23 protein-coding genes are annotated in these 13,309 nt (G+C 40.6%); all 23 read left to right on the top strand.

Annotation, left to right across the window (positions count from 1 at the left end; all coding sequences use genetic code 11):
* Nucleotides 1-2: 2 nt before the first annotated feature.
* The 23 genes from SLH46_RS16310 (at nt 3) to rpsE (ending at nt 13,305) form a co-directional block, all read left to right on the top strand.
* Nucleotides 3-1,307, top strand: coding sequence for an HlyD family secretion protein (locus SLH46_RS16310; protein WP_320282268.1), 1,305 nt, complete (start codon nt 3-5; stop codon nt 1,305-1,307).
* 274 nt (nt 1,308-1,581) lie between these two features.
* Entirely contained in the window at nt 1,582-1,956 is a 375-nt protein-coding gene (rpsL, locus tag SLH46_RS16305; protein WP_297089561.1) for a 30S ribosomal protein S12, read from the top strand.
* A gap of 135 nt (nt 1,957-2,091) precedes the next feature.
* A complete protein-coding gene (rpsG, locus tag SLH46_RS16300) occupies nt 2,092-2,568 on the top strand; it encodes a 30S ribosomal protein S7 (protein ID WP_320282267.1) in 477 nt (158 codons plus the stop codon).
* A 43-nt stretch (nt 2,569-2,611) separates the two neighbouring features.
* On the top strand, nt 2,612-4,726 hold the full coding sequence (fusA, locus tag SLH46_RS16295) for an elongation factor G (RefSeq protein ID WP_320282266.1): 2,115 nt from the start codon (nt 2,612-2,614) through the stop codon (nt 4,724-4,726).
* Between the two features lie 19 nt (nt 4,727-4,745).
* A complete protein-coding gene (rpsJ, locus tag SLH46_RS16290) occupies nt 4,746-5,051 on the top strand; it encodes a 30S ribosomal protein S10 (RefSeq protein ID WP_038558987.1) in 306 nt (101 codons plus the stop codon).
* Between the two features lie 22 nt (nt 5,052-5,073).
* The gene (gene rplC, locus SLH46_RS16285) at nt 5,074-5,703 is read left to right on the top strand and encodes a 50S ribosomal protein L3 (RefSeq protein ID WP_320282265.1); all 630 of its coding nucleotides are present in this window, start codon (nt 5,074-5,076) and stop codon (nt 5,701-5,703) included.
* Entirely contained in the window at nt 5,694-6,323 is a 630-nt protein-coding gene (rplD, locus tag SLH46_RS16280; RefSeq protein ID WP_320282264.1) for a 50S ribosomal protein L4, read from the top strand. Before rplC ends, rplD begins: the two co-directional genes overlap by 10 nt.
* A 13-nt stretch (nt 6,324-6,336) precedes the next feature.
* Nucleotides 6,337-6,627: a 50S ribosomal protein L23 gene (gene rplW, locus SLH46_RS16275; RefSeq protein WP_320282263.1), complete on the top strand. Its 291-nt coding sequence runs from the start codon at nt 6,337-6,339 to the stop codon at nt 6,625-6,627.
* A gap of 22 nt (nt 6,628-6,649) precedes the next feature.
* Nucleotides 6,650-7,474, top strand: coding sequence for a 50S ribosomal protein L2 (rplB, locus tag SLH46_RS16270; protein ID WP_320282262.1), 825 nt, complete (start codon nt 6,650-6,652; stop codon nt 7,472-7,474).
* A gap of 16 nt (nt 7,475-7,490) precedes the next feature.
* On the top strand, nt 7,491-7,760 hold the full coding sequence (rpsS, locus tag SLH46_RS16265) for a 30S ribosomal protein S19 (protein WP_038559002.1): 270 nt from the start codon (nt 7,491-7,493) through the stop codon (nt 7,758-7,760).
* A gap of 26 nt (nt 7,761-7,786) precedes the next feature.
* Complete coding sequence (gene rplV / locus SLH46_RS16260) at nt 7,787-8,206, top strand: 50S ribosomal protein L22 (RefSeq protein ID WP_038559005.1); 420 nt, start codon at nt 7,787-7,789, stop codon at nt 8,204-8,206.
* A gap of 6 nt (nt 8,207-8,212) precedes the next feature.
* Nucleotides 8,213-8,929, top strand: coding sequence for a 30S ribosomal protein S3 (rpsC, locus tag SLH46_RS16255; protein ID WP_320282261.1), 717 nt, complete (start codon nt 8,213-8,215; stop codon nt 8,927-8,929).
* A 28-nt stretch (nt 8,930-8,957) separates the two neighbouring features.
* Complete coding sequence (gene rplP, locus SLH46_RS16250) at nt 8,958-9,380, top strand: 50S ribosomal protein L16 (protein ID WP_320282260.1); 423 nt, start codon at nt 8,958-8,960, stop codon at nt 9,378-9,380.
* 13 nt (nt 9,381-9,393) lie between these two features.
* The gene (rpmC, locus tag SLH46_RS16245) at nt 9,394-9,597 is read left to right on the top strand and encodes a 50S ribosomal protein L29 (RefSeq protein ID WP_320282259.1); all 204 of its coding nucleotides are present in this window, start codon (nt 9,394-9,396) and stop codon (nt 9,595-9,597) included.
* Between the two features lie 7 nt (nt 9,598-9,604).
* Nucleotides 9,605-9,868, top strand: coding sequence for a 30S ribosomal protein S17 (rpsQ, locus tag SLH46_RS16240; protein WP_038559018.1), 264 nt, complete (start codon nt 9,605-9,607; stop codon nt 9,866-9,868).
* A 2-nt stretch (nt 9,869-9,870) separates the two neighbouring features.
* Entirely contained in the window at nt 9,871-10,236 is a 366-nt protein-coding gene (gene rplN, locus SLH46_RS16235; protein WP_320282258.1) for a 50S ribosomal protein L14, read from the top strand.
* A 17-nt stretch (nt 10,237-10,253) separates the two neighbouring features.
* Nucleotides 10,254-10,577, top strand: coding sequence for a 50S ribosomal protein L24 (gene rplX / locus SLH46_RS16230; RefSeq protein ID WP_320282257.1), 324 nt, complete (start codon nt 10,254-10,256; stop codon nt 10,575-10,577).
* Nucleotides 10,577-11,134, top strand: a complete 558-nt coding sequence (rplE, locus tag SLH46_RS16225) for a 50S ribosomal protein L5 (protein WP_320282256.1) — start codon at nt 10,577-10,579, stop codon at nt 11,132-11,134. The genes rplX and rplE overlap by 1 nt, the downstream gene beginning before the upstream one ends.
* 2 nt (nt 11,135-11,136) lie before the next feature.
* Entirely contained in the window at nt 11,137-11,406 is a 270-nt protein-coding gene (rpsN, locus tag SLH46_RS16220) for a 30S ribosomal protein S14 (protein ID WP_320282255.1), read from the top strand.
* 20 nt (nt 11,407-11,426) lie between these two features.
* A complete protein-coding gene (gene rpsH / locus SLH46_RS16215; protein WP_320282254.1) occupies nt 11,427-11,834 on the top strand; it encodes a 30S ribosomal protein S8 in 408 nt (135 codons plus the stop codon).
* Between the two features lie 15 nt (nt 11,835-11,849).
* Nucleotides 11,850-12,404 (top strand): 50S ribosomal protein L6, encoded by a 555-nt coding sequence (gene rplF / locus SLH46_RS16210; RefSeq protein ID WP_320282253.1) that lies wholly within the window; start codon nt 11,850-11,852, stop codon nt 12,402-12,404.
* A 22-nt stretch (nt 12,405-12,426) separates the two neighbouring features.
* On the top strand, nt 12,427-12,783 hold the full coding sequence (gene rplR, locus SLH46_RS16205) for a 50S ribosomal protein L18 (RefSeq protein WP_320282252.1): 357 nt from the start codon (nt 12,427-12,429) through the stop codon (nt 12,781-12,783).
* A gap of 6 nt (nt 12,784-12,789) precedes the next feature.
* The gene (rpsE, locus tag SLH46_RS16200; protein WP_320282251.1) at nt 12,790-13,305 is read left to right on the top strand and encodes a 30S ribosomal protein S5; all 516 of its coding nucleotides are present in this window, start codon (nt 12,790-12,792) and stop codon (nt 13,303-13,305) included.
* The last annotated feature ends 4 nt before the right edge of the window (nt 13,306-13,309 follow it).

Raw genomic sequence — 13,309 nt, 5'->3', positions numbered from 1 at the left:
CAATGACTGATGACAAAAAAATAGAGTTGCGTTCCGGAGAAGTGCAGGAGATACTTGGCGGAGTTCCGTCGCGCATTGTGCGATACGGAATCCTCATGTTTGTTGCCATCTTTTCGCTCATCATTATTTTTAGCTTTATTTTTTATTATCCCGACATTTTGCGCTCGAACATTGTTGTTACTACCGAAAATCCACCGGCTACATTGGTCGCCCGGGCAACCGGCAAAATAGACAAGTTGTTTGTTGAAGATAAAGATCATGTAGCCGCAGGGCAAACCATCGCCTTAATCGAAAATCCTGCAGATTATACAGATGTGCTGGAATTGGAGCAAATGATAGACAAAGTTCAGCCGGCTTTTGATACGCTTAATTTTACTGTTTCGTACCGTTTTAATAAGAGTTTGCAATTGGGTGCGGTGCAGGAATATTATTCGCAGTTTTTAACGCGTTACGAGGAATTGAATGAATTCTACCAGCGCAACTATTATATGTTGAAAGAGGAGTCGTACAAAGAGCAGTTAAAAAATGCCCGGATTCTTTACGACAGGCTTTGGGAACAAAAAGTTGCTATCGATAAAGAATACCAAATTAAACAACGCAATTACGAACGCCAGAAAAAGTTACTGGCAGGCGAAGTTGTTTCTTCTACAGTTTTGGAGCAGGCCGAATCGGAAATGCTAAGTAAAAAATCGGAACTCGACGGAATACGCTCGACATTGGCTGAGCGTCAGATCAGTATCAGCGAGCTGGATCAGAAAATTATTGAAAACGAAAAAGAATACCACGATTATAAAATTCAGTACGAATCAGCTTTGATTGAAGCGTTCAATAATCTGAAAAGCCAGGCCAGCGATTGGTTCTTAACTTATGTGTTGCGTTCGCCAATTGATGGGGTAGTAACCTTTAATAAATTTTACGCCGAAAACCAGAATATTACCGAAGGCGACCGTGTTTTAACTATTGTTCCTGAGGATGTAGGCGAGGTAATTGGAAAAGTGGAGTTGCCTGTTCGCGGATCGGGAAAAGTAAAAGAAGGTCTCGATGTAAATGTGAAATTTGATAATTATCCATACATGGAATATGGTTTGGTTCGTGGTAAGGTAAAAAGTGTTTCGCTGGTTCCTGAAGACAGTTTTTATATGGTAGAAATTGATTTTCCTAACGGTTTGGTAACCAATTACGATAATACACTGCAAATGCAAAGTCAGTTGATGGGACAGGCCGAAATTATTACCGAAGACCTGCGTTTGATTCAACGAATTTTTAATCCTTTAAAATCACTTTGGAAAGAGCGGGTAAATCAGTAAGCAGTTGCAGTGCGCAGTAATCAGTGGTGCTGCCTCGTTCTTGATTTCTGCCTTTGGGCTTCCAACCTTTTCTTTCTCAATCATTTTCAATCTTAATTTTTTGAAAAAAAAGATTAAATCTTATTGTAATTTAATTTAAAATCGTACTTTTGCGAGCCGTTTTAAGGGGAAAGTGTGCATTTTCGTCTCGAAACGATTGATAATTAAGGATTTTTGCATAATTTTGCAGTCCATTTTGAGAAAAGATTATTAACTATATAAAAAACAGGTAGTTATGCCAACTATTTCACAGTTAGTTAGAAAAGGAAGACAGACTAAAGTGGAGAAAAGTAAATCTCCGGCTTTGGATTCATGCCCACAACGTCGTGGAGTATGTGTTCGTGTTTATACCACTACACCAAAGAAGCCTAACTCGGCAATGCGTAAAGTTGCAAGGGTAAGGTTAACCAATGGTAAAGAGGTGAATGCTTACATTCCGGGTGAAGGACACAATCTTCAGGAGCACTCAATCGTGCTTGTTCGTGGAGGTAGAGTAAAAGACCTTCCGGGTGTACGTTATCACTTAATTCGCGGTGCGCTTGATACTGCGGGTGTTGAAGGACGTTTACAACGTCGTTCGAAATATGGTGCGAAAAAACCGAAAAAATAAGAAAGTAAAAAAGAGTAATTAACTACGTTATTTTCAGTGGTTTGGTTGAGTAAGGAATTCTCTCTATTGTCTTCCGGAGATGAACTGAAGACCGCCTTAGGGCAGCCGATTTAGATAACACTAAAAAGTTTTAAAATGAGAAAGTCGAAACCAAAGAAGAGGATCCTTTTGCCGGATCCAAAATTCAACGACACATTAGTAACCCGTTTTGTAAACGACCTTATGGTTGACGGGAAAAAATCAACAGCCTATACCGTATTTTACGAGGCTATTGATATGGTAGAAAAAAGAATGAAAGACACTGAGTTGTCTGCTCTTGATGTTTGGAAAAAAGCATTAGAGAACATTACTCCAAATGTTGAAGTAAAGAGTCGCCGTGTTGGTGGTGCTACTTTCCAGGTTCCGATGGAAGTTCGTCCGGAAAGAAAAAACGCCATCAGTATCAAAAATATGATTTTGTTTGCCCGTAAACGTTCGGGAAGATCTATGGCTGATAAATTATCTGCTGAGATCATCGCTGCTTTCAACGAAGAAGGTGGAGCATATAAAAGAAAAGAAGATACGCACAGAATGGCAGAAGCTAACCGTGCATTCGCACACTTCAGATTCTAGTACATAGTTTAGTAAAATTGGTAATAGAAAATAGGTTTAAAAAATGGCTAAACAAGATCTGAAATATACCAGAAACATTGGTATTATGGCGCACATCGACGCCGGTAAAACCACAGTAACAGAGCGTATTCTGTTTTATACAGGTTTGACTCACCGTATTGGTGAGGTGCACGATGGTGCTGCTACCATGGACTGGATGGAGCAGGAGCAGGAAAGAGGTATTACTATTACTTCTGCTGCAACTACTACATTCTGGAAACACAAAGACCAGGAGTATAAAGTAAATATTATTGATACTCCGGGACACGTTGACTTCACAGTTGAGGTTGAGCGTTCATTGCGAATTCTGGACGGAACTGTTGCATTGTTTTGCGCCGTTGGTGGTGTAGAAGCACAGTCGGAAACTGTATGGCGTCAGGCTGAAAAATACGGTGTTCCACGTATTGCATTCGTAAATAAAATGGACCGTCAGGGGGCCGATTTCTTTAACGTTTATGGCGAGATTAAAGAAAAATTAGGTGCTAACCCTGTTCCAATGCAAATTCCTATTGGTGCTGAAGAAAGTTTCGAAGGGGTTATCGACCTTGTAGAAATGAAAGCAGTTCGTTGGGAAGATGACGGAGCTATGGGAACAAAGTATGTAATGGACGAAATTCCTGCAGACCTTGTTGAACAAGCTGAAGAGTGGAAAGAAAACTTGGTTGAAGCAGTAGCAGAAGTTGACGATGCTATTTTAGAGCGTTACTTCGAAGATCCTGATTCAATTACTAAAGATGAGATGATGGCTGTTATCCGTAAAGCAACTTTGGAAGGAGTAATCATTCCAATGATGTGTGGATCGGCTTTCAAAAATAAAGGTGTACAGCGTTTGCTTGATGCCGTTTGTGAGTTCTTGCCATCGCCACTTGATAAAGGTGAAATTACAGGTGTGAATCCAGTTATCGATAAAGAGGTAACACGTCAGATTGATGCTGAAGAGCCACTATCTGCATTAGCATTTAAAATTGCTACCGACCCATTCGTAGGTCGTTTGGCATTTATTCGCGTATACTCGGGAACGTTAAATGCAGGTGATACTGTATATAATTCTCGTACAGGTAAAAAAGAGCGTATCTCTCGTTTATACCAGATGCACTCTAACAAACAAAATCCAAAAGACTCTATCGAAGCTGGAGATATCTGTGCAGCGGTAGGTTTTAAAGATATTCGCACCGGCGATACATTAGGAGATATTAAAAATCCGATCGTTCTGGAAAGTATGGACTTCCCTGAGCCGGTAATTGGTATCGCTATTGAGCCTAAGTCGCAAAAAGACGTTGACAAACTTGGAAACGGTTTAGCGAAACTTGCTGAGGAAGACCCAACATTCGTTGTTAATACCGACGAAGATTCAGGTCAGACTGTAATCCGTGGTATGGGTGAGCTTCACCTTGAAATTTTGATCGACCGTTTGAAACGTGAGTTCAAAGTTGAATGTAACCAGGGAGCACCTCAGGTAGCCTATAAAGAAGCGATTACTGAATCTGTTGAATTACGTGAAGTATTCAAGAAACAGACTGGTGGTCGTGGTAAATTTGCCGACGTTATTGTAAAAGTTGAGCCTGCTGAAGAAGGAAAAGAAGGTCTGGAATTTATCGATGCTGTAAAAGGTGGACGTATTCCTCGCGAATTTATCCCTTCAGTTGAAAAAGGTTTTAAAGATGCATTGGCAAATGGTCCGTTGGCAGGTTTCCCTGTTGACAGCTTGAAAGTAACTTTGCTCGACGGTTCGTTCCACCCTGTGGATTCAGACCAGTTGTCGTTCGAAATTTGTGCGCGCCAGGCATTCAAAAGCGCTGCATCAAAAGCAAAACCTGCGTTATTAGAGCCAATTATGAATGTTGAGGTTGTTACTCCTGAAGAGTACATGGGTGATATTATTGCCGACCTTAACCGTCGTCGTGGCGAAGTAGCGGGTATGGAAACCAAAGGTAATGCAAAAGTAATCGAAGCAAAAGTTCCACTTTCGGAGCAGTTTGGTTACGTAACAGTATTGCGTACGCTTTCTTCAGGTCGTGCAACTTCTTCAATGGAATTCAGCCATTACGCAGAAGTGCCACGTAACCTTGCCGAGAAAGTATTGGCAGATTGTAACGGAAAAGTTGATTTATTAAAATAATTTATAACAATTTTCTCTTATGAGTCAAAAGATCAGGATTAAGCTTAAATCGTACGATCACAACTTGGTAGACAAGTCGGCTGAGAAAATCGTTAAAACTGTAAAAACTACAGGTGCAGTAGTAAGTGGTCCTATTCCACTGCCTACTCACCGCAGAGTTTTCACTGTTTTACGTTCAACCTTCGTAAATAAAAAATCGAGGGAGCAATTTCAGTTGTCATCTTACAAACGTTTGATCGACATTTACAGCTCAACCGCTAAAACAATCGACGCACTAATGAAGCTGGAGCTTCCAAGTGGCGTTGAAGTAGAAATTAAAGTTTGATAATTTAAAGTAGTCGAAAAAAATGGCTGGTATTATTGGAAAAAAAATCGGAATGACATCCGTATTCAGTGTTGAGGGGAAAAACATCCCATGCACTGTGATTGAGGCCGGACCTTGTGTAGTAACACAAGTGAAGACGGCAGAGACCGACGGCTACGAAGCGCTTCAATTAGCTTATGGCGACAAGAAAGACAAGCACGCCACTAAAGCTGAAGTTGGCCACTTTAAAAAGGCTGGTGTTTCACCAAAGCGCAAAGTAGTAGAGTTCCACAACACCTATCAGGAAGAATTTGAATTGGGACAAGAAATTGACGTTAACATTTTCAACGAAAAAGATTATGTTGACATCATTGGAGTTTCAAAAGGTAAAGGATTTCAGGGGGTAGTAAAACGTCACAATTTCCGTGGTGTTAACGATGCAACACACGGACAGCACAACAGGCTGAGAGCACCAGGTTCTATCGGTGCATCATCATGGCCTTCACGCGTATTTAAAGGTATGCGTATGGCTGGTAGAGACGGTGGAAAAACAGTAACAATTGAAAACCTCGAGGTTGTAAAAATTGTACCTGAAAAGAATGTAATAGTGGTAAAAGGTTCAGTACCTGGAGCCAAAGGTTCATACTTAATTATTAGAAAACAATGGAACTAAGTGTACTGAACATCGAAGGAAAAGAAACCGGAAAGAAAGTCACTTTGAACGACACTATTTTCGGTATTGAGCCAAGCGACCACGCCATTTACTTGGATGTAAAACAATATATGGCTAACCAACGCCAGGGTACTAGCAAGAGTAAAGAACGTGGTGAAATTACCGGTAGTACAAAAAAGATTAAAAGACAAAAAGGTACAGGTACAGCACGTGCCGGTAGCATCAAGTCTCCGATCTTCCGTGGCGGTGGTACAATTTTTGGCCCACGCCCGCGTAACTACGGTTTCAAGCTGAACAAAAAAGTGAAGCAATTGGCCCGTAAATCGGCTTTAACTTACAAAGCAAACGAAAAAAGCATCATGGTAGTTGAAGACTTCAACTTCGAAGCTCCAAAAACCAAAGAGATGGTAGCCTTGCAAAGCAATTTGCAAATCGCTGAAAAAAAGGCACTTTTCGTTTTACCAACTGAAAATAATAATATATATTTGTCGTCGCGAAATTTGCAGGACGTATCAGTTGTAACTGCTTCAGAGTTAAATACTTATCAGATTTTGAACGCAAAAGCCATTGTGCTTTGTGAGGGATCTGTTGCGAAAATTGAAGAAGCATTTAAACTTTAACGGATAAAAAAAGATGGAAATTTTAGTAAAACCATTAGTTACAGAAAAAATGACCGACCAGTCGGAACGTTTTAACCGTTACGGTTTTGTTGTGGACAAAAGAGCAAGTAAACCTGAAATTAAAAAAGCGGTTGAAACCCTGTATAACGTTTCTGTAGAAAGCGTGAATACCATGGTTTACGGTGGTAAGGTAAAATCGAGATATACTAAAGGCGGTATCATTACCGGTAAAACAGCGGCTTACAAAAAAGCCATTGTTACTTTGGTTGAAGGAGATAGTATTGACTTTTATAGTAATATATAATAGTATATAATTAATTAGTATTATGGCAGTAAGAAAACTGAAACCAGTAACTCCGGGTCAAAGGCACAAAGTAATCGGTGCTTTTGATACCATTACTGCATCTACGCCTGAGAAATCATTGTTAGAGCCCATTAAAAAGTCCGGTGGTCGTAATAACCAGGGACGAATGACAATGAGGTATATAGGTGGGGGACATAAACGCAAATACCGTATTATCGATTTTATGCGCGATAAAGACGGTGTTGCAGCTGTTGTCGATTCAATTCAGTACGATCCAAACCGTACTGCTCGCATCGCCCTTCTGAAATATGAAGATGGTGAGAAACGTTACATGTTGGCGCCTAACGGGTTGCAAGTTGGCCAGACTGTAATGAGCGGTACAGGAGCAGATCCTGAAGTTGGAAATTGTCTTCCATTGGCTGAAATACCTCTGGGTACGTTGGTTCACAACATTGAACTTCACCCTGGACAGGGTGGGGTAATGGCACGTAGTGCAGGTGCTTATGCACAATTGACCTCACGTGATGGCAAATATGCAATTTTGAAATTGCCATCAGGCGAATCTCGTATGGTACTTACGTCCTGCAGGGCTACAGTAGGTACGGTTGGAAATACAGAACATAACATCGAGAAATCGGGTAAAGCCGGTCGCTCTCGTTGGTTAGGAAGAAGACCTCGTGTACGTGGTGTTGTAATGAACCCTGTCGATCACCCAATGGGTGGTGGTGAAGGAAGAAATTCAGGAGGACACCCAAGATCTCGTAAAGGTTTGCTTGCGAAAGGTTATAAAACCCGTTCGAAGAAAAAAGCTTCCAACAAGTATATTGTAGAACGTAGGAAAAAATAGTAAAGAGGAATAAATTATGAGTCGTTCATTAAAAAAAGGTCCATTTATCGATTTCAAGTTAGAGCGTAAAGTTTTAGCTATGAATGAATCGAACAAAAAATCGGTTGTAAAAACCTGGGCCAGAGCATCAGTAATTTCTCCTGATTTTGTAGGACACACTATTGCAGTACATAATGGAAACAAATTCATCCCGGTATATGTCACCGAAAACATGGTGGGACACCGTTTGGGCGAATTTGCTCCAACCCGTACATTCAGGGGGCATGCTGGTAATAAGAAAAGATAGGCATTAATATTTAAAAAGTAAGTACAATGGGTGCCAGAAAAAGACTAGCAGCTGAGAAAAGAAAAGAAGAGAAAAAACAACAATATTTTGCTGTTTTACGCAACTGCCCTACATCGCCAAGGAAAATGAGGTTAGTAGCCGATATGATCCGCGGAATGGAGGTTAATAAAGCCTTAGATGTATTGAAGTATTCTTCAAAAGAAGCATCACGCAGGGTAGAGAAACTTCTGCTTTCAGCCATTGCCAATTGGCAGGCTAAAAACGAAGGAGTTCGTTTAGAAGAAAGTGAGCTTTACGTATCACAAATCATGGTAGATTCAGGTCGTATTTTGAAACGTTTGCGCCCGGCTCCCCAGGGTCGTGCACACCGCATCAGAAAACGCTCAAATCACGTGACTATATACGTAGATAGTAAAGAAAGTGTTGTTGAAGAAAACCTTAATTAATAGTACATGGGACAAAAAGTAAATCCGATAGCAAATCGTTTGGGTTTCATCAAAGGATGGGATTCAAATTGGTTCGGTGGTGATAACTACGGCGATAAGCTGGTTGAAGACCAAAAGATCAGGAAATACCTGAACGCTCGTTTGGCCAAAGCCAGTATCTCAAGAATCGTTATTGAACGTACCTTGAAGCTGATCACCATTACCGTTCATACTTCTCGCCCAGGTATTATTATTGGTAAAGGCGGTCAAGAAGTTGACAAACTGAAAGAAGAATTAAAAAAGATTACCAAAAAAGAGGTTCAAATCAACATTTTCGAGATCAAACGTCCTGAACTTGATGCTAAGATCGTTGCAAATAACATTGCACGTCAGATCGAGGGTAAGATTGCTTACCGCAGGGCAGTGAAAATGGCCATCGCTTCAACCATGAGAATGGGTGCCGAAGGAATCAAAGTATTGGTTTCTGGTAGGTTAAACGGAGCAGAAATGGCTCGTTCTGAAATGTATAAAGACGGCCGTACACCGCTACATACTTTGCGTGCAGATATTGACTACGCATTGGCAGAAGCTTTAACAAAAACCGGTTTGGTTGGCGTAAAAGTTTGGATTTGTAAGGGTATGGTTTACGGAAAACGCGACCTTTCACCGAACTTAGGACAAAAGTCCGGACGTCCGGGTGGAAACAGAGGTGGTGGCGGAAATCGTAACCGTCGTAGAAAATAGTGGTTTAACACTCACAATTTAAAAAAGGATGTTACAGCCAAGAAAAGTAAAATTTAGAAGAGTACAGAAGGGCCGAATCAAAGGAAACGCTCAACGCGGAAACCAGTTAGCGTTCGGTTCATTTGGAATAAAGTCGTTGGAAGAATCGTGGCTTACCGGTAGGCAGATTGAAGCTGCCAGGGTTGCGGTAACACGTTATATGCAACGTCGAGGTCAAATTTGGATTCGTGTATTTCCCGATAAACCAATTACCAAAAAGCCAGCCGAAGTAAGGATGGGTAAAGGTAAAGGTGCTCCTGAAGGATTTGTTGCTCCGATAGCTCCGGGTCGTGTAATTATTGAAGCAGAAGGCGTTTCTATGGAAATTGCAAAAGAAGCTTTAAGACTTGCCGCTCAGAAACTACCGGTAAAAACAAAGTTTATGGTTAGACGTGATTATGTTGAAGAATAAAATTAGGTGAATCATGAAAGTAAGTGAAATCAAAGAAATGACGAACAACGAAATCGTTGAACGTCTACAGATTGAAAAAGAAAATCTTGTTCGCCTAAGATTGAATCATGCAGTATCGCCGCTTGAAAATCCTAACAAATTAAAGGAAGCTAAAGCAACGATCGCACGTTTGAATACAATTCTTCGCGAAAGAGAATTAAACGAAAATCAGAAGTAATTCAACGATGGAAAATAAAGTAAGAAATCTCAGGAAAGAGAGAATCGGTGTCGTTGTAAGTGATAAAATGGATAAATCGATTGTTGTTGCTGAAAAACGCAAAGAAAAACACCCGATTTATGGTAAGTTCGTTAACAAGACTACCAAATTCCATGCGCACGATGAGAAAAATGAATGCAACGTTGGCGATACAGTAAGGATTATGGAAACTCGTCCTTTAAGTAAAACCAAATGTTGGAGAGTAGTTGAAATAATTGAAAGAGCTAAGTAATCATGATACAACAAGAATCAAGATGTTCGGTAGCCGATAACAGTGGAGCAAAAGAAGTTTTAGTGATCCGTGTATTAGGCGGAACACGTAAACGTTACGCTTCATTGGGCGACACTGTAGTGGTTACTGTAAAAAGTGCACTTGCCGGAGGCGAGATGAAAAAAGGTACTGTATCACGCGCAATCGTTGTTCGTACGAAAAAAGAAAATCGTCGTCAAGACGGTTCTTACATTCGTTTCGACGATAACGCAGTAGTACTTCTTAACAACGCAGGCGAAATGCGTGGAACACGTATTTTCGGGCCGGTAGCACGTGAATTACGCGAGAAGAATATGAAAATCATTTCACTCGCACCAGAAGTATTGTAATAAGAAAAGAGCTCAAAATGCAGAAAAAGTTACACATAAAAAAAGGTGACACTGTGGTTGTGATCGCTGGAAACAGTAAAGGCCAAAAAGGTCGTGTACTGGAAGTGATCCGTAAAACCGACAGAGCAATAGTTGAAGGTGTTAACATGATGAAAAAGCATACCAAACCTAACGCAACAGCGCCACAGGGAGGTATCATCGAACAGGAAGCACCGGTGCATATTTCTAACCTAATGTTGGTTGATCCTAAAACAGGTGAAGCTACACGTGTAGGAAGGAAATTGAATGACGATGGTAAATTAGTTCGTATTTCGAAAAAATCAGGAGAGGAGATTAAGTAATGGCTTACGTACCAACTCTTAAAAAGAAATATCAGGAAGAAATAATCCCTGCACTAAAGAAAGAGTTCGATTACTCTTCTGTAATGCAGGTTCCGAAATTAGAAAAGATCATCCTTAACCAGGGTGTTGGAGCAGCAATCGCCGACAAAAAACTGATCGACGTAGCTCAAACCGAAATGACAATGATCGCCGGCCAGAAAGCCGTACAAACTTTGTCAAAAAAGGATATCTCTAATTTCAAATTGAGAAAGAAAATGCCAATTGGCGTGCGTGTAACATTGCGTCGCGACCAAATGTATGAATTCCTAGATCGTTTAATTGCTGTGGCACTGCCACGTATTCGCGACTTTAAAGGTATCGAAAGCAAAATGGACGGCCGTGGAAACTACACACTTGGCGTTCCGGAACAAATTATTTTCCCGGAGATCGTACTTGATAAAGTAAGTAAGATCAACGGAATGAATATTACCTTTGTCACTTCTGCGCAATCCGATGAAGAAGGATTTGCTTTGTTGAAAGAATTAGGTTTACCATTTAAAAACGTTAAAAAGAACTAGTAATGGCTAAAGAATCAATGAAGGCACGCGAAGTAAAACGTGCAAAATTAGTTGAGAAATACGCCGAGAAACGTGCCCAGCTGAAAGCCGACGGCGATTGGGAAGGTTTGCAAAAACTTCCTAAAAACTCGTCGAAAGTACGTTTGCACAATCGTTGTAAACTTAGTGGCCGTCCGAAAGGGTATATGCGCCAATTCGGTATCAGCAGGATTGATTTTAGGGAAATGGCTTCAAACGGCTTAATTCCCGGAGTTAAAAAGGCAAGTTGGTAATCGTTAAAAGAACTTGAAAAATGAGTAAAGTAACAGATCCAATAGCAGATTATCTGACAAGGGTAAGAAATGCAATTATGGCGAAACACCGTGTAGTTGACATTCCTGCTTCAAACGTAAAAAAAGAGATGACTAAACTTTTGAAAGAAAAAGGTTACATCTTAAACTACAAATTTGAAGAAGGTGTTGGCGTTCAGGGTAACATTAAAATTGCATTGAAATACAATCCAGAAACAAAAGTATCTGCAATAAAAGCGTTAGAACGCATTAGTAAACCAGGTTTGCGTCAGTACTGTGATACCACAAGTATTCCACGCGTACTAAATGGTTTAGGCATAGCAATAATCTCTACCTCAAAAGGTGTTATTACCGATAAAGAAGCTCGCGAGCTTAACGTAGGTGGAGAAGTTTTATGTTACGTGTATTAATAGGGAGGAACAGTCATGTCAAGAATAGGAAAATTACCCATTTCAATCCCAGCCGGAGTAGATGTTAATGTTAACGACAATGTTGTTAGCGTAAAAGGACCTCTGGGTGAATTGACTCAGCAAATTGATCCGTCAATCGAAGTTGCCATCGAAGATGCAAACATCGAAGTAAAAAGAAACGGAGAATCAAAACGCGAAAAGTCAATGCACGGACTGTACCGATCTTTGATCAATAACATGGTGGAAGGCGTATCGAAAGGATACGAAATTAAATTGGAATTAGTTGGTGTAGGTTATCGTGCAGAGGTTTTGCCAGATAACGTACTTGACCTTGTTTTAGGTTTTGCTCACCACACTTACCTGCAACTTCCATCAGAAGTTAAAGTTGAAGCACTTTCTGATAAACGTAGTAACCCAATCGTAACTTTAAAAAGTCACGACAAACAACTGATTGGTCAGGTTGCTGCAAAAATCAGATCGTTCCGTAAACCTGAACCTTACAAAGGAAAAGGTATTAAGTTTGTTGGCGAGGAATTGAGGCGTAAAGCTGGTAAAGCCGCCGGTAAATAATTTTTTAAAAAGATTAATTATTATGGCATTAACAAAAGTTCAAAGGCGAGCAAGAATTAAAAGTCGCATACGCACAGTTGTTTCCGGCACAGCAGAACGTCCTAGATTAAGCGTTTACAGAAGTAACAAACAAATCTACGTTCAGGTTATCGACGATGTACAAGGAACAACTTTATTAGCAGTTTCATCATCAGATAAAGGAATCGCTGATGCCAGCGGAACAAAAACTGAAAAAGCTGCAATGGTTGGTAAAGCAGTTGCCGAAAAAGCATTGGCAGCCGGTATTACTGAAGTTGTATTCGACAGAGGTGGTAGCTTATACCACGGAAGAGTAAAACAATTAGCTGACGCTGCCCGTGAAGGTGGCCTTAAATTCTAATACATTATGGCGAAAGTAAGTAACAAAGTAAAAACAAGCGACCTGGAATTAAAAGACAGGTTGGTAGCCATTAACCGTGTAACCAAAGTAACAAAAGGTGGACGTACATTCAGTTTCTCTGCTATTGTTGTGGTTGGCGACGAAAAAGGAATCGTAGGTTGGGGCCTTGGAAAAGCAAGCGAAGTAACTACTGCAATTGCTAAAGGTGTTGACGCAGCTAAAAAGAACCTGGTAAAAGTTCCTGTAATCAACGGAACAATACCACACGAACAAACCGCTAAATTCGGCGGAGCAAACATCCTGCTTAAACCTGCTTCATCAGGTACCGGTCTTAAGGCTGGTGGTGCGATGCGTGCTGTTCTTGAAAGTGCTGGTATTCACGACGTATTGGCGAAGTCGAAAGGCTCATCCAATCCTCACAACCTGGTAAAAGCAACAATGGGAGCTTTAACCGAGTTAAGAGATGCATATACAGTAGCTGCACACAGAGGTGTTTCAATGGAAAAAGTTTTTAAAGGATAACAGT

Source organism: Draconibacterium sp. IB214405 (assembly GCF_033963885.1).
Taxonomy (GTDB): domain Bacteria; phylum Bacteroidota; class Bacteroidia; order Bacteroidales; family Prolixibacteraceae; genus Draconibacterium.
This window is presented reverse-complemented; position numbering and strand designations above follow the sequence as displayed.

Bases quoted from the DNA above. Each gene is read 5' to 3' on its own strand.
- SLH46_RS16310 (WP_320282268.1), top strand. From the start codon at position 3: ATGACTGATGACAAAAAAATAGAGTTGCGTTCCGGAGAAGTGCAGGAG.
- rplW (WP_320282263.1), top strand. From the start codon at position 6,337: ATGGAAATTTTAGTAAAACCATTAGTTACAGAAAAAATGACCGACCAG.
- rpsE (WP_320282251.1), top strand. From the start codon at position 12,790: ATGGCGAAAGTAAGTAACAAAGTAAAAACAAGCGACCTGGAATTAAAA.
- rplE (WP_320282256.1), top strand. From the start codon at position 10,577: ATGGCTTACGTACCAACTCTTAAAAAGAAATATCAGGAAGAAATAATC.
- rpsG (WP_320282267.1), top strand. From the start codon at position 2,092: ATGAGAAAGTCGAAACCAAAGAAGAGGATCCTTTTGCCGGATCCAAAA.
- rpsC (WP_320282261.1), top strand. From the start codon at position 8,213: ATGGGACAAAAAGTAAATCCGATAGCAAATCGTTTGGGTTTCATCAAA.
- rpmC (WP_320282259.1), top strand. From the start codon at position 9,394: ATGAAAGTAAGTGAAATCAAAGAAATGACGAACAACGAAATCGTTGAA.
- rplF (WP_320282253.1), top strand. From the start codon at position 11,850: ATGTCAAGAATAGGAAAATTACCCATTTCAATCCCAGCCGGAGTAGAT.
- rpsQ (WP_038559018.1), top strand. From the start codon at position 9,605: ATGGAAAATAAAGTAAGAAATCTCAGGAAAGAGAGAATCGGTGTCGTT.
- rplC (WP_320282265.1), top strand. From the start codon at position 5,074: ATGGCTGGTATTATTGGAAAAAAAATCGGAATGACATCCGTATTCAGT.
- rpsS (WP_038559002.1), top strand. From the start codon at position 7,491: ATGAGTCGTTCATTAAAAAAAGGTCCATTTATCGATTTCAAGTTAGAG.
- rplD (WP_320282264.1), top strand. From the start codon at position 5,694: ATGGAACTAAGTGTACTGAACATCGAAGGAAAAGAAACCGGAAAGAAA.
- rplR (WP_320282252.1), top strand. From the start codon at position 12,427: ATGGCATTAACAAAAGTTCAAAGGCGAGCAAGAATTAAAAGTCGCATA.
- rpsH (WP_320282254.1), top strand. From the start codon at position 11,427: ATGAGTAAAGTAACAGATCCAATAGCAGATTATCTGACAAGGGTAAGA.
- rplX (WP_320282257.1), top strand. From the start codon at position 10,254: ATGCAGAAAAAGTTACACATAAAAAAAGGTGACACTGTGGTTGTGATC.
- rplB (WP_320282262.1), top strand. From the start codon at position 6,650: ATGGCAGTAAGAAAACTGAAACCAGTAACTCCGGGTCAAAGGCACAAA.
- rpsN (WP_320282255.1), top strand. From the start codon at position 11,137: ATGGCTAAAGAATCAATGAAGGCACGCGAAGTAAAACGTGCAAAATTA.
- rpsL (WP_297089561.1), top strand. From the start codon at position 1,582: ATGCCAACTATTTCACAGTTAGTTAGAAAAGGAAGACAGACTAAAGTG.
- rplV (WP_038559005.1), top strand. From the start codon at position 7,787: ATGGGTGCCAGAAAAAGACTAGCAGCTGAGAAAAGAAAAGAAGAGAAA.
- rpsJ (WP_038558987.1), top strand. From the start codon at position 4,746: ATGAGTCAAAAGATCAGGATTAAGCTTAAATCGTACGATCACAACTTG.
- fusA (WP_320282266.1), top strand. From the start codon at position 2,612: ATGGCTAAACAAGATCTGAAATATACCAGAAACATTGGTATTATGGCG.
- rplP (WP_320282260.1), top strand. From the start codon at position 8,958: ATGTTACAGCCAAGAAAAGTAAAATTTAGAAGAGTACAGAAGGGCCGA.
- rplN (WP_320282258.1), top strand. From the start codon at position 9,871: ATGATACAACAAGAATCAAGATGTTCGGTAGCCGATAACAGTGGAGCA.